The sequence below is a fragment of the Kitasatospora sp. NPDC056184 genome (assembly GCF_042268405.1).
Taxonomy (GTDB): domain Bacteria; phylum Actinomycetota; class Actinomycetes; order Streptomycetales; family Streptomycetaceae; genus Kitasatospora.
In genome coordinates, this window is sequence record NZ_JBHJUI010000016.1 from 43,528 (window position 1) to 56,983 (window position 13,456).

The following is a 13,456-nucleotide window of genomic DNA, read 5'->3' on the forward strand; positions in this document are numbered from 1 at the left end:
CCGTCCGGAAGGGGACCGTACCGATGAGCCGCCGCTACGACTGTGCCGACGCCGGGGACCGCGCCACCGGCCTGCGCGAGGCCGCCTCGGCCATCCGCCGCGGCGAACTCGTCGTGCTGCCCACCGACACCCTGTACGGGGTCGGCGCGGACGCCTTCTCGCCGGAGGCCGTGGGCGCCCTGCTCGCCGCCAAGGGCCGCGGCCGCAACATGCCCTCGCCGGTCCTGGTCGGCTCGCCGACCACCCTGCACGGCCTGGTCACCGACTTCTCCGAGCAGGCCTGGGAGCTGGTCGACGCCTTCTGGCCGGGCGGCCTCACCCTGGTCGCCAAGCACCAGCCCTCGCTGCGCTGGGACCTCGGCGACACCCGGGGCACCGTCGCCGTCCGGATGCCGCTGCACCCGGTCGCCATCGAGCTGCTGAACGCCACCGGACCGATGGCCGTCTCCAGCGCCAACCGGACCGGCGGCCCGTCCCCGGCCACCTGCGACGAGGCCCAGCAGCAGCTCGGCGACGCCATCTCGGTCTACCTGGACGGCGGCACCGCCGACCACGCCCGGGCCTCGTCGATCGTGGACGTCACGGGCAAGGTGCCGGTGCTGCTGCGGGCCGGCGCGATCTCCGCCGAGCAGCTGAGGGAGGTCGTCCCCGACCTGGAGGCCGGCAGTTGACGGCCGCCTCCCTCCATGCCGGGCCCGGCATATCGCCGTACCTGAGCGTGGGCCCCAGGCCGCTGGACCACTTCCGGATCCTCTACGTCTGCACCGGCAACATCTGCCGCTCGCCGATCGCCGAGCGGCTCACCCGGCGTGAGCTGGACACCCGGCTCAACCCCCGGGTGGCCGGCCGGATCCTGGTCGAGTCGGCCGGCACCTGGGGCCATGTGGGCGCGCCGATGGAGGAGCACGCCGCCACGGTGCTGGACGAGTACGGCGCCGACAGCGGCGGCTTCACCGGCCGCGAACTGCTGGACGAGCACGTGGTCGAGGCCGACCTGGTGCTCACCGCGACCCTGGACCACCGGGCCCAGGTCATCTCGATGGGCCACGAGGCGGGGCTGCGCACCTTCACGCTGAAGGAGTTCACCCGGCTGGTCCGCACCATCGACCCCGGAACCCTGCCGGACCCCCGCCGCGGCGCGGACGTCACCGAGCGCGCCCGCGCGCTGGTCCGCGCCGCCGCCGCGCTGCGCGGCTGGCTGCTGGCCGCCGACCCCGAGGCGGACGAACTGCACGACCCCTACGGCGCGCCGATCGGGATGTTCCGCAACTGCGGCGAGGAGATATTCCACGCCGTCGACCCGGTGGTCACCGCTCTGACCGGCTTCCCCGCCCTGCACTGACGGCGGCCCGCCGGGACGGTGACGTCCTCCCTCCCGGCGCCTGTTCCCGCGTCCCGGACCCGCCGTCCCGCACCGCCGCTCGCGCTCCGCCGGGGCTCCCGCCCCTCCTTCCTCCCGGCACCCGGCACACCCACCCGGGCGGTCCCGGCCCGCGCCGCCGCGCCGGGGCGCGGGGGCGGTCCTACGCTGGAGAAATCCGACCCGACGCGCCGCCCGGGAGCCCCGCCATGACCGTCACCGATGCCGCGACCGGCCCCGTCGACACCGCCGAGGCGCGCTCCACGGCCCTGTACCGGGCCGATCCGCAGCTGGCCGACCTGCTGGCCGCCGAGGCCGAGCGGAGGGCCGAGACGGTCCAGCTGCTGGCGGGGGAGAACCTCACCAGCCCGGCCGTCCTGGCGGCCCTCACCGGCCCGCTGATCGACAAGTACGCCGAGGGCTACCCCGGCCGCCGCCACCACACCGGCTGCGCGCTCGCCGACGCCGCCGAGCTGCTCGCGGTCGACCGGGCCCGCGCGCTGTTCGCCGCCCCGCATGCCAACGTCCAGCCCCGCTCCGGCACCTCGGCGATGCTGGCCGCCTACGCCGCGCTGCTGCGGCCCGGCGACGTGGTGCTCGCGATGTCGCTGGAGCACGGCGGCCACCTCAGCTGCGGCTCGCGGGCCAACTTCTCCGGCCGCTGGTTCGACTTCGTCGGCTACGGGGTGCGCCGCGAGGACGGGCTGATCGACCTCGACCAGGTGCGCGAGCTGGCCCTGCGGTACCGCCCCAAGGCGATCGTGGCCGGTTCCATCTCCTACCCGCGGCATCCGGACTGGGCCGCCTTCCGGGAGATCGCCGACGAGACGGACGCCTACCTGGTGGCCGCCGCCGCGCAGACCACCGGGCTGATCGCGGCCGGTCTGGCGCCGTCCCCGGTGCCGTACGCGGACGTCACCGTGGCGGCCACCCACAAGCTGCTCCGCGGCCCGCGCGGGGGCCTGCTGCTGTCCACCGCGGAGCTGGCGGAGCGGATCGACCGGGCGGTGTTCCCGTTCAGCCAGGGCGGCGCCGCGATGAACGAGGTGGCCGGCAAGGCCGTCGCGCTGGCCGAGGCCGCGACGCCCGCCTACCGCGCCTACGCGCACCGCGCGGTGGCCGGCGCGCGGGTGCTCGCGGAGGGGCTCGCGCAGGCCGGCGCGCGCCCGCTGACCGGCGGGACCGACACCCACCTGGTGACCGCCGACGTCAGCCCGCTCGGGGTCACCGGCGCCGAGGCGGAGCGCCGCAGCGCGGCCGCCGGGCTGCTGCTCGGCAAGTGCGCGCTGCCGTACGACGAGGCGCCGCCGTCCGAGGCCTCCGGGATCCGGCTCGGCACCGGTACGGTGACCTCCCAGGGCATGGGCGAGGCGGAGCTGGCGGAGATCGCCGCCCTGCTCGGACGGCTGCTCGCCGAGGGCGCGGACGTCCGGGTGGCGGAGCGGGTCCGGGAGCTGGCGCAGGACTTCGCCGGGCGCCGCTGACCGGTTGTTCGAATCTCCTACCCGGTAGGGCGAACCGCGATGCGCGTCCCCGGCGTCGGACTCAATAAGGTGTGTGCCGTGGCGACGCACCTCGAACCCCGGACAGGCACGGGAGTACCTTCGGTACCCATCCGTCGGACAGCGCTGCAGGAGGCCAGTGGTGCGTGAGTATCTGCTGGTGCTGTTCTGCACCGCGGCCGTCACCTATCTGCTGACCGGTCCGGTCCGGAAGTTCGCCATCGCGGCGGGGGCGATGCCCCCGGTCCGCGCCCGCGACGTGCACCGCGAGCCCACTCCGCGGCTCGGCGGCATCGCGATGTTCGGCGGACTCTGCGCGGGCATCCTGGTCGCCTCCCAGCTCGACAACCTGAGCAAGGTGTTCTCCCAGGGCACCGACATCCGGGCGCTGCTCTCCGGCGCCGGCATCATGTGGCTGCTCGGCGTGCTGGACGACAAGTGGGGCGTGGACGCCCTGGTGAAGCTCGGCGGCCAGATGATCGCCGCCGGCGTGATGGTCTGGCAGGGCGTCACGGTGATCACCCTGCCGGTGCCGGGCTTCGGCCCGGTCGCGGTCAGCCCCACCCAGGGCATGGTCATCTCGGTGGTCCTGGTCGTCGTCATGGTCAACGCGGTGAACTTCATCGACGGTCTGGACGGCCTGGCCGGCGGCATGGTCTGCATCGCCGCGATGGCCTTCTTCCTGTACTCCTACCGGCTCTGGTACGGCTACACGATCACCGACGCCGCCCCCGCCGTGCTGTTCAGCGTGCTGCTGATCGGCATGTGCCTGGGCTTCCTGGCGCACAACATGCACCCGGCCCGGATCTTCATGGGCGACTCGGGCTCGATGATGCTCGGCCTGATGCTGGCCGTCGCCGCGATCTCCATCACCGGCCGGGTCGACCCCGACCTCATCACCAGCGAGCTGGGTTCGCAGACCGCCACCGTGCACGCCCTGGTGCCGATCTACATCCCGCTGCTGCTGCCGCTGACGGTCATCGCGCTGCCGCTGGCGGACCTGCTGCTCGCGGTGGTCCGCCGCACCTGGGCGGGCCAGTCCCCGTTCGCCGCCGACAAGCGCCACCTGCACCACCGACTGCTCCAGGTCGGCCACTCGCACAGCCGCGCCGTACTGATCATGTACTTCTGGGCCGCGCTGATCGCGTTCGGGACCGTCGCCTTCTCGGTCACCAGCACCGGCCGTACCGTCGTCCTCACGCTGGCCGGGCTCTGCCTGGTCGGCCTGGTGGTGCTGCTCACCCCGCAGTTCCGGCCGCGGGCCCCGCGCGCGGTGCAGGCCTTCGTGCCGCCGCGCTACCGCCGCCGCCGTCCGCGGGTCGCCGTGGAGGCCGTGGACGCCGTCGAGGCTCCGGTCACGGAGGGTGGGGAACTCACCGCCGACTCGGCCGGGCGTACGGTCTCCGAACCGATGGCGGAGCTGTCGGCCGAGGACAAGCGGCTGCTCGGCGGGGCGGCGAAGGGATCGTCGGCGATCACCGGGCGTGGCCGCGGCAACGGCCGGGGCCGCTAGGGGAGGTGATGAACCGTCACGCCATGTCACCCGTTCGGCGGCACTTCTGTGCCATCGGTGTGACAGGTGCCACACATTCATGGTAAAGCTCTCATCAAATAGTTTGTGATACCGTTCACGAGTACCGAGAACACGCCGAAAGACCTGACAGGTGGATGACTTCCGTCCCTGGCGGGTCTCCCTCGACGGGCTCGCCGTCGAGCGGCCGGCCCGCGGCGGTCCCGGTCCGGTGTCACCCACCGCGTTTCTCTGCCCGTCCCCCCGCCACATCGACATGCCGCCGGAGTTGCCGACATGCCGTCCAACGACGCCCGGATCCTCCGAGGCGCCGCGATCCCCACTGCGGCCGCCGGAGTCATCGCGATGGCGATCTCCTTCGCCGTCGCCGGGGGCAAGGGCCTGCTCGGCGCGCTCTTCGGCGCCCTTCTGGTGATGGCCTTCTTCACCTTCGGGCAGGTCGCCCTCGACCGGCTGACCAGGTCGAACCCGCACATCCTGATGGCCGCCGCGCTGCTGGTGTACACCACGCAGATCCTGCTGGTCGGCATCGTGCTGGCGGTCTTCAAGGACACCGACCTCTTCAACCGGCAGGCGTTCGCCTTCACGCTGCTCGGTTGCGCGCTGATCTGGACCGGGTTCCAGGTGCGCGGCGCACTGAAGGCCAAGACCTTCTACGTCGACCCCGACGCCTCCGAAAACAAGGCTGAGAAGCCGTCCGACAAGGGGCGTCAACAGTGACGACGGCCCACTGTCCCCCCAACGAGGGGGGCGGTGTTTATGCCGCACTGACGGGCTGCTATCGTCCGTCGCAACAACGGAGTACGGGAAGAGGCCTGGTCTGTCCGCACGGCGGACCGATCGCCCCCCGGACCCGCGCAGTCTTCGATGATCCCGCTTCGGTGCAGCGCACTGACGTGCGGGGTCGGCGAGAAACCCATCAAGTTCCAGTGCCGCTCCGTGGTCGCAGGCCACGCCGACACAGCGAGGTTGCCGTAACCATGCGTCACGACGAAGGAGTCCGTGGTGAGTGCTGAACTCACGTCCCTCGCCTCAGGCAGTTGCCACTTCGGGGACGCTGGCTGCGGCTTCCCGGCCCCGGGCCTGAACGAGTTCCAGTTCGAGCCGATTTTCACCATCGGCAGCTTCGAGTTCAACAAGCCGATGCTGCTGTCGATCATCGTGGCCGCGCTGGTCGTCGTGTTCTTCTGGGCCGCCTTCGCCAAGCCGAAGCTGGTCCCGGGCAAGCTGCAGCTGGTCGGTGAGATCGGCTACGACTTCGTCAAGCGCTCCATCGTGCTGGAGACGATCGGCAAAAAGGGCGAGAAGTACGTCCCGATGCTGGTCTCGATGTTCTTCTTCGTGTGGCTGCTGAACATCATGTCGGTCATCCCGTTCGCCCAGTTCCCGGTGACGGCGGCGATCGCGTTCCCGGCCGGTCTGGCCGCGGTCGTGTGGATCACCTACATGACGCTGACCTTCAAGAAGCACGGCTTCGTCGGCGGTCTCAAGAACCTCTGCTGGCCCTCGGGCATCCCCGGCTGGGTCATGTTCATCCTGGTGCCGATCGAGTTCTTCTCGAACATCTTCGTGCGCCCCTTCACGCTCGCGGTCCGAGCCTTCGCGAACATGTTCGCCGGCCACCTGCTGATCGTGATGTTCTCCATCGCCTCCTGGTACCTGCTCAGCCCGACCCTGGGCGCGCTGTACGGCTCGGCCTCGTTCATCGTCGCCGTCGGCCTGACCGCCTTCGAGCTGCTGGTCCAGTTCCTGCAGGCCTACATCTTCGTGATGCTGGCCAGCAGCTACATCGCCGGTGCCCTGGAAGAGGCGCACTGAGCCAGGGGCCGTTGCGGCCCTCTTGAACCACCCCCGGAACGCCCGGTGGCCAATCACCACCGGATCACCATCCCCGCAAAGGACACATTGCAATGAGCATGCTCGCTGAGGTCGGCGTCTACGGTTCCGTCGCTTCCATCGGCTACGGCCTCGCCGCGATCGGCCCCGGCATCGGTGTCGGTCTCATCTTCGGTAACGGTGTCCAGGCCATGGCCCGCCAGCCCGAGGCCGCCGGCCTGATCCGTTCCAACATGTTCATCGGCTTCGCGCTGACCGAGGCGCTCGCCCTCATCGGCATCGTCATGCCGTTCGTCTTCGGCCAGGGCCCCAAGTAATCCCCGCCGTAGACCCTTCGAGGAAGGTCCAGATATGAGCATCGCGGCTCACCTCGCGGAGGAGGGGGAGATCATGAACCCCCTTCTGCCCGCATGGCCCGAGATCATCATCGGCCTGCTCTGCTTCTTCATCGTCTTCGGGATCCTCGGCAAGAAGCTCCTCCCCAGCATCGAGAAGGTGCTGTCGGAGCGCCGGGACGCGATCGAGGGCGGCATGGAGCGCGCCGAGGCCGCTCAGGCCGAGGCCCAGGCCACGCTTGAGCAGTACCGCGCGGAGCTCGCCGAGGCGCGTCACGAGGCTGCCCGCATCATCGAGCAGGCTCGCGAGCAGGGCGCCGCCCAGCTCGCCGAGATGCGCGAGGAGGGCCAGCGTCAGCGCGAGGCCATCGTCGCCGCCGGCCACGCCCAGATCGAGGCCGACAAGAAGCAGGCGACCGCCGCCCTGCGTCAGGACGTGGGCTCGCTGGCCACCCAGCTGGCGTCCCGCATCGTGGGTGAGTCCCTTGAGGACCACGCGCGGCAGAGCGGTGTCGTCGACCGCTTCCTGGACGAGCTGGAGGCCAAGGCCGCCGTTGCTCAGGGTGCGGCCAAGTGATCGGCGCCAGCCGCGAGGCTCTGGCCGCCGGGCGGCAGAACCTGGAGAGCCTGACCGACTCCACCTCGGTGGACGCGGCCAAGCTCGCCGAGGAGCTCACCGCCGTCACGACCCTGCTGGACCGTGAGGTGTCGCTCCGCCGTGTCCTGACCGACCCGTCCCGGTCGGGCCAGGACAAGGCGCAGCTGGTCTCCTCGCTGCTGGCCGGCCAGGTCTCCGGCGAGACCGTCGACCTGGTGTCCGGCCTGGTCCGGTCCCGCTGGTCGGGCGGCCGCGACCTGGTCGACGCCAGCGAGCAGCTGGCCGCGTACGCCGAGGTCATCGCCGCCGACAAGGCCGGTGCCCTGGACGACGTCGAGGACGAGCTCTTCCGGTTCGGCCGGGTGGTGAGCGGCTCGCACGAGCTGCGCTCCGCGCTGACCGAGCCCAAGGCCGGTGCCGTCGCCAAGGCGGCCCTGATCAAGAAGCTGCTCGGCGGCCGCGCTCAGGCGGGCACCGTGCGGCTGGTCACCACCCTGGTGAACAACCCGCGTGGCCGTAGCCTGGAGCAGGGGCTGGAGTCCTACTCCAAGCTCGCCGCGGCCCGGCGCGACCGGGTGGTGGCCCAGGTCACCACCGCGGCTCCGCTGTCGGACGGCCAGAAGGAGCGCCTGTCGGGCGCCCTCGGCCGGATGTACGGCCGCCAGGTCCACCTGAACATCGACATCGACCCCGAGGTCGTCGGCGGTGTCCGGGTGCAGATCGGTGACGAGATCGTCGACGGTACCGTGTCGAGCCGCCTTGAAGGCGCTCGCCAGTCGCTCGAAGGCTGAGCACCGAAGCAGCACATCCGACCCTCGGTCGGGAAACCGGCTCCACCGGAGTCGGGAAAACGTACGGCCGGTTCATACGACCCGGCCGAGAGTCGAGTACTTGCGGCCCTCAATGGCGGGCCGAGGATCGCAAACTAGGAGAGCAGGGAAGCCTGATGGCGGAGCTTACGATCCGTCCGGAGGAGATCCGGGACGCGCTGGCCGACTTTGTCCAGTCGTACCAGCCGGACGCCGCCTCTGTGGAAGAGGTCGGCACGGTCACTGACGCGGCGGACGGCATCGCCCATGTCGAGGGTCTGCCCTCGGTCATGGCGAACGAGCTGCTGAAGTTCGAGGACGGCACCCTCGGCCTCGCGCTGAACCTCGACACCCGCGAGATCGGTGTCGTCGTCCTCGGTGAGTTCGGCGGCATCGAAGAGGGCCAGACGGTGCGCCGCACCGGCGAGGTCCTCTCCGTTCCGGTCGGCGACGGCTACCTCGGCCGCGTCGTGGACCCGCTGGGCAACCCGATCGACGGCCTGGGCGACATCGCCTCGACCGGTCGTCGCGCCCTGGAGCTCCAGGCTCCGGGCGTCATGGCCCGCAAGTCGGTCAAGCAGCCGCTGCAGACCGGCATCAAGGCCATCGACGCGATGACCCCGATCGGCCGCGGCCAGCGCCAGCTGATCATCGGCGACCGCCAGACCGGCAAGACCGCGGTGGCCGTCGACACGATCATCAACCAGCGCGACAACTGGCGCTCGGGCGACCCGGAGAAGCAGGTCCGCTGCATCTACGTCGCCGTGGGCCAGAAGGGCTCCACCATCGCGTCCGTCCGCGGCGCCCTGGAGGAGGCCGGCGCGCTGGAGTACACCACCATCGTGGCCGCTCCCGCCTCCGACCCGGCCGGTTTCAAGTACCTCGCCCCGTACACCGGCTCGGCCATCGGCCAGGAGTGGATGTACGACGGCAAGCACGTCCTGATCATCTTCGACGACCTGTCGAAGCAGGCCGAGGCCTACCGTTCCGTTTCCCTGCTGCTGCGCCGCCCGCCGGGCCGCGAGGCCTACCCGGGCGACGTCTTCTACCTGCACTCCCGCCTGCTGGAGCGCTGCGCCAAGCTGAACGACGCCCTCGGCGGCGGCTCGATGACCGGTCTGCCGATCATCGAGACCAAGGCCAACGACGTCTCGGCGTACATCCCGACCAACGTCATCTCGATCACCGACGGCCAGTGCTTCCTGGAGTCCGACCTGTTCAACGCCGGCATCCGCCCGGCCGTGAACGTCGGTATCTCGGTCTCCCGCGTCGGTGGCTCCGCCCAGATCAAGGCCATGCGCTCGGTCGCCGGCCGCCTGCGCCTGGACCTCGCCCAGTACCGTGAGCTGGAGGCCTTCGCCGCCTTCGGTTCGGACCTGGACGCGGCCTCCAAGGCCCAGCTGGAGCGCGGTGCGCGCATGGTCGAGCTGCTGAAGCAGGGCCAGTACCAGCCGTTCCCGGTCGAGGAGCAGGTCGTCTCCATCTGGGCCGGCACCAACGGCAAGCTGGACGACGTCCCGGTCGCCGAGATCCGCCGCTTCGAGCGCGAGTTCCTGGACTACGTCCGCCTGCAGCACAAGGACCTGCTGGCCGGGATCGTCGAGACCGGCCTGCTGGCCGACGGCACCGTCGACGCGCTGACGAAGGCCATCGAGTCCTTCAAGGCGGGTTACCAGACCGCTGACGGCAAGCTGCTCTCCGAGCAGGCCTGAGTCCGGTAGCGAGGGAAAGGACGTAACGACCCATGGGAGCACAGCTTCGGGTCTACAAGCGCCGGATCCGCTCTGTCACCGCGACGAAGAAGATCACCAAGGCGATGGAGATGATCTCCGCGTCGCGCATCGTCAAGGCGCAGCGCGCGGTGGCCGCCTCCACTCCGTACGCCGATGAGCTCACCCGGGCGGTGACGGCGGTGGCCACCCGGTCCAACGCCAAGCACCCGCTCACCACCGAGAACCCGAGCGCCACGCGCGCCGCGGTCCTGCTGATCACGGCGGACCGCGGTCTGGCGGGCGGCTACTCGACCAACGCCATCAAGGCCGCGCTGACGCTCTCCGAGCGCCTGCGCGCCGAGGGCAAGGACGTGGTGACGTACATCGTCGGCCGCAAGGGCGTCTCGTACTACGGCTTCCGCAACCTCCGGGTCGCGGGCTCGTGGACGGGCTTCTCCGACAAGCCGACCTACGGTGACGCGAAGACGGTGGCCTCCGAGCTGATCGAGGCCTTCACCGCGGAGACCGACGGCGTGGACGAGCTCCACCTGATCTCGACCGAGTTCGTGTCCATGCTGACGCAGAACGCGGTCGAGGCGCGGCTGCTGCCGCTGAAGCTGGACGAGGTCCAGCTCAGCGACCAGAAGCCGGCCAAGTCGGAGATCTTCCCGCTGTACGACTTCGAGCCGTCGGCGGAGGGCGTGCTGGACGCGCTGCTGCCGCGGTACGTCGAGAGCCGGATCTACAACGCGCTGCTGCAGTCGGCCGCTTCCGAGCACGCCGCCCGCCGCCGCGCCATGAAGAGCGCGACGGACAACGCCGGCGAGCTCATCAAGTCGCTCACGCGGCTTGCCAACTCGGCCCGTCAGGCCGAGATCACCCAGGAAATCAGCGAGATCGTCGGTGGCGCGAACGCCCTGGCCGACGCTAGCGCGGGGAGCGAATGAGTATGACCACCACTGTTGAGCCGACCACGGCGACGGGCCGCGTCGCGCGGGTCATCGGCCCGGTCGTCGACGTGGAGTTCCCCGTCGACGCCATTCCGGACATGTTCAACGCCCTGCACGTCGAGGTGGACAACCCCGACGGCACGGGCAAGAAGACCCTGACCCTCGAGGTCGCCCAGCACCTCGGCGACGGCCTGGTCCGCGGCATCTCGATGCAGCCGACCGACGGCCTGGTCCGCGGTTCGCAGGTCTCCGACACCGGTGCCGCCATCTCGGTGCCGGTCGGCCAGATCACCAAGGGCAAGGTCTTCAACGCCCTCGGTGACGTGCTGAACGTCGACCAGGCGGAGTTCGACAAGCAGGTCGAGGTCCGCTGGCCGATCCACCGCAAGGCCCCGGCCTTCAAGGACCTCGAGTCCAAGACGGAGATGTTCGAGACCGGCATCAAGGTCATCGACCTCCTCACCCCGTACGTCCAGGGTGGCAAGATCGGTCTGTTCGGTGGCGCCGGTGTCGGCAAGACCGTTCTGATCCAGGAGATGATCTACCGCGTCGCCGAGAACTTCGGTGGTGTGTCGGTGTTCGCCGGCGTCGGCGAGCGCACCCGTGAGGGCAACGACCTCATCGACGAGATGGTCGACTCGGGTGTTCTGGACAAGACCGCGCTGGTCTTCGGCCAGATGGACGAGCCGCCGGGCACCCGTCTGCGCGTCGCGCTCTCCGCGCTGACCATGGCGGAGTACTTCCGCGACGTCGAGAAGCAGGACGTGCTCCTCTTCATCGACAACATCTTCCGGTTCACCCAGGCCGGTTCCGAGGTGTCGACCCTGCTCGGCCGCATGCCCTCCGCGGTGGGCTACCAGCCGAACCTGGCCGACGAGATGGGCCTCCTGCAGGAGCGCATCACCTCGACCCGCGGTCACTCGATCACCTCGATGCAGGCGATCTACGTCCCCGCGGACGACCTGACCGACCCGGCCCCGGCCACCACCTTCGCCCACCTGGACGCGACCACCGTTCTGTCGCGCCCGATCTCGGAGAAGGGCATCTACCCGGCCGTCGACCCGCTGGACTCCACGTCCCGCATCCTCGACCCGCGGTACATCGCTGCGACCCACTACGACACGGCTGTCCGTATCAAGGGGATCCTGCAGAAGTACAAGGACCTCCAGGACATCATCGCGATCCTCGGTATCGACGAGCTGTCCGAGGAGGACAAGGTCACGGTCCACCGTGCCCGCCGCATCGAGCGCTTCCTCTCGCAGAACACCTACGTGGCGAAGCAGTTCACCGGTGTCGAGGGCTCGACCGTCCCGCTGTCGGAGACCATCGAGGCCTTCAACTCGATCGCGGACGGCAAGTACGACTCCGTCCCGGAGCAGGCCTTCTTCATGTGCGGTGGCATCGAGGACCTTGAGAAGAACGCCGCCGAGCTGGCCAAGAAGTAGTCCGGCCGGTAGCAGCCGAGCGTGATCGCGAGGGGTGGGCCCCAACCCTGGGACCCACCCCTCGCGCCGCATCGGCTGTGATTCCGGTCAAATCCGTGCCGCCGGTTTCATGCCGGGGGCGCGGGCCCGTTATTCTTACCGAAACTCCCGAGTAATCGGGCGTTGCATGAGCCTAGGAGCCCACGTTGGCTGAGCTGCACGTCGAGCTGGTCGCAGCCGACCGCAAGGTGTGGTCCGGTGCGGCCACCATCGTCGTCGCCCGTACGGCCTCCGGTGACACCGGCATCATGCCGGGTCACACCCCGGTGCTGAGCGTGCTGGAGACCGGTCCGGTCACCATCCGCACCACGGACGGCAACACCGTGATCGCCGCGGTGCACGGCGGCTTCATCTCGTTCGCCGACAACAAGCTGTCTCTGCTCGCGGAGATCGCCGAGCTGGCGGACGAGATCGACGTCGCGCGCGCCGAGCGCGCACTGGACAAGGCCAAGTCCGACCTGGACGAGCACGCCGAGCGGCGCGCCGAGGTCCGGCTGTTCGCGGCGCGCGGCCTCAAGGCCCACGCCTGAGTGCGCCGGACCCCGCCTGAGCGGGGTCGACCGACGGTCCCGGGGACGCGTGAGCGTGACCCCGGGACTGTCGTCTCAGTTGGTAGGTCAACGCGGTCGCCTGGTACGACCGACACGGGGAACGCGGGTAGCGAGGAGGTAGGTGAGCATGGTCCTCGCCCTTGTGGTGTGTGCGGCGGTCGTGGCGCTCGGTGTGATCGGGCTGGTCGCGTTCGCGGTACGCCGCCGTGTGATCCAGCGGGTCGGTGGCACGTTCGACTGCAGCTACCGGCTCAAAATGCCGGCCGACGCCTCGACGCAGCCCGACCTCGACGAGAACGGCCAACCCACCCCGGCCCCGGTCCCGCAGACCGACGGCAAGGGGTGGGTTTTTGGTATCGGCCGGTACAGCGGGGACTCCATCGAGTGGTTCCGGGTCTTCTCGTACGCCCCGCGCCCGCGCAAGGTGCTGCCGCGCCGGGAGATCGAGGTGCTCGGCCGGCGCTACCCGGAGGGGCAGGAGGAACTGGCCCTGCTCTCCGGCTCGGTGGTGCTGCGCTGCCTGCACAACGGCGCCCCGCTGGAGCTGGCGATGAGCGAGGACGCGCTCACCGGCTTCCTCGCCTGGCTGGAAGCGGCCCCGCCCGGGCAGAGGGTGAACGTCGCGTAGCGACGGACCCTCGGGGTGGGGGTCCCCCCGGCCGGAGGCTGGGGGAGGTGAACGTCGCGTAGCGACGGACCCTCGGGGTGGGGGTCCCCCCGGCCGGAGGCTGGGGGAGGTGAACGTCGCGTAGCGGGGTTAACGCCCCCTAACCGGCCCGCTAGGCTGG

14 protein-coding genes are annotated in these 13,456 nt (G+C 70.2%); all 14 read left to right on the forward strand.

Annotation, left to right across the window (positions count from 1 at the left end):
* The first annotated feature begins 23 nt into the window (after positions 1–23).
* The 14 genes from ACFC0B_RS27835 to ACFC0B_RS27900 all read left to right on the forward strand — a co-directional run bounded on the left by ACFC0B_RS27835 (position 24) and on the right by ACFC0B_RS27900 (position 13,296).
* The gene (locus ACFC0B_RS27835; RefSeq protein WP_376091415.1) at positions 24–671 is read left to right on the forward strand and encodes an L-threonylcarbamoyladenylate synthase; all 648 of its coding nucleotides are present in this window, start codon (positions 24–26) and stop codon (positions 669–671) included.
* Positions 672–700: 29 nt separating this feature from the next.
* Entirely contained in the window at positions 701–1,342 is a 642-nt protein-coding gene (locus ACFC0B_RS27840) for a protein-tyrosine-phosphatase (RefSeq protein WP_376091711.1), read from the forward strand.
* 227 nt (positions 1,343–1,569) lie between these two features.
* Positions 1,570–2,844 (forward strand): serine hydroxymethyltransferase, encoded by a 1,275-nt coding sequence (gene glyA, locus ACFC0B_RS27845; protein WP_376091418.1) that lies wholly within the window; start codon positions 1,570–1,572, stop codon positions 2,842–2,844.
* A gap of 160 nt (positions 2,845–3,004) precedes the next feature.
* A complete protein-coding gene (locus ACFC0B_RS27850; protein ID WP_376091421.1) occupies positions 3,005–4,375 on the forward strand; it encodes an MraY family glycosyltransferase in 1,371 nt (456 codons plus the stop codon).
* A 294-nt stretch (positions 4,376–4,669) separates the two neighbouring features.
* Positions 4,670–5,113 (forward strand): hypothetical protein, encoded by a 444-nt coding sequence (locus ACFC0B_RS27855; RefSeq protein ID WP_376091424.1) that lies wholly within the window; start codon positions 4,670–4,672, stop codon positions 5,111–5,113.
* A 285-nt stretch (positions 5,114–5,398) separates the two neighbouring features.
* Entirely contained in the window at positions 5,399–6,211 is an 813-nt protein-coding gene (gene atpB / locus ACFC0B_RS27860; RefSeq protein WP_376091427.1) for a F0F1 ATP synthase subunit A, read from the forward strand.
* A 92-nt stretch (positions 6,212–6,303) separates the two neighbouring features.
* Positions 6,304–6,546 carry an ATP synthase F0 subunit C gene (gene atpE / locus ACFC0B_RS27865; RefSeq protein WP_030302757.1) on the forward strand — a complete coding sequence of 81 codons (243 nt, stop codon included), beginning with the start codon at positions 6,304–6,306 and terminating at the stop codon, positions 6,544–6,546.
* A gap of 34 nt (positions 6,547–6,580) precedes the next feature.
* A complete protein-coding gene (locus tag ACFC0B_RS27870) occupies positions 6,581–7,141 on the forward strand; it encodes a F0F1 ATP synthase subunit B (RefSeq protein ID WP_376091430.1) in 561 nt (186 codons plus the stop codon).
* Positions 7,138–7,953, forward strand: coding sequence for a F0F1 ATP synthase subunit delta (locus ACFC0B_RS27875; RefSeq protein ID WP_376091433.1), 816 nt, complete (start codon positions 7,138–7,140; stop codon positions 7,951–7,953). The genes ACFC0B_RS27870 and ACFC0B_RS27875 overlap by 4 nt, the downstream gene beginning before the upstream one ends.
* A gap of 155 nt (positions 7,954–8,108) precedes the next feature.
* A complete protein-coding gene (gene atpA / locus ACFC0B_RS27880) occupies positions 8,109–9,683 on the forward strand; it encodes a F0F1 ATP synthase subunit alpha (RefSeq protein ID WP_350553049.1) in 1,575 nt (524 codons plus the stop codon).
* Between the two features lie 32 nt (positions 9,684–9,715).
* Positions 9,716–10,630, forward strand: coding sequence for a F0F1 ATP synthase subunit gamma (locus ACFC0B_RS27885; RefSeq protein ID WP_376091438.1), 915 nt, complete (start codon positions 9,716–9,718; stop codon positions 10,628–10,630).
* Positions 10,631–10,632: 2 nt separating this feature from the next.
* A complete protein-coding gene (gene atpD, locus ACFC0B_RS27890; protein ID WP_376091442.1) occupies positions 10,633–12,078 on the forward strand; it encodes a F0F1 ATP synthase subunit beta in 1,446 nt (481 codons plus the stop codon).
* 185 nt (positions 12,079–12,263) lie between these two features.
* A complete protein-coding gene (locus ACFC0B_RS27895) occupies positions 12,264–12,647 on the forward strand; it encodes a F0F1 ATP synthase subunit epsilon (RefSeq protein WP_376091445.1) in 384 nt (127 codons plus the stop codon).
* A 148-nt stretch (positions 12,648–12,795) separates the two neighbouring features.
* Entirely contained in the window at positions 12,796–13,296 is a 501-nt protein-coding gene (locus ACFC0B_RS27900) for a DUF2550 domain-containing protein (RefSeq protein WP_344324216.1), read from the forward strand.
* The last annotated feature ends 160 nt before the right edge of the window (positions 13,297–13,456 follow it).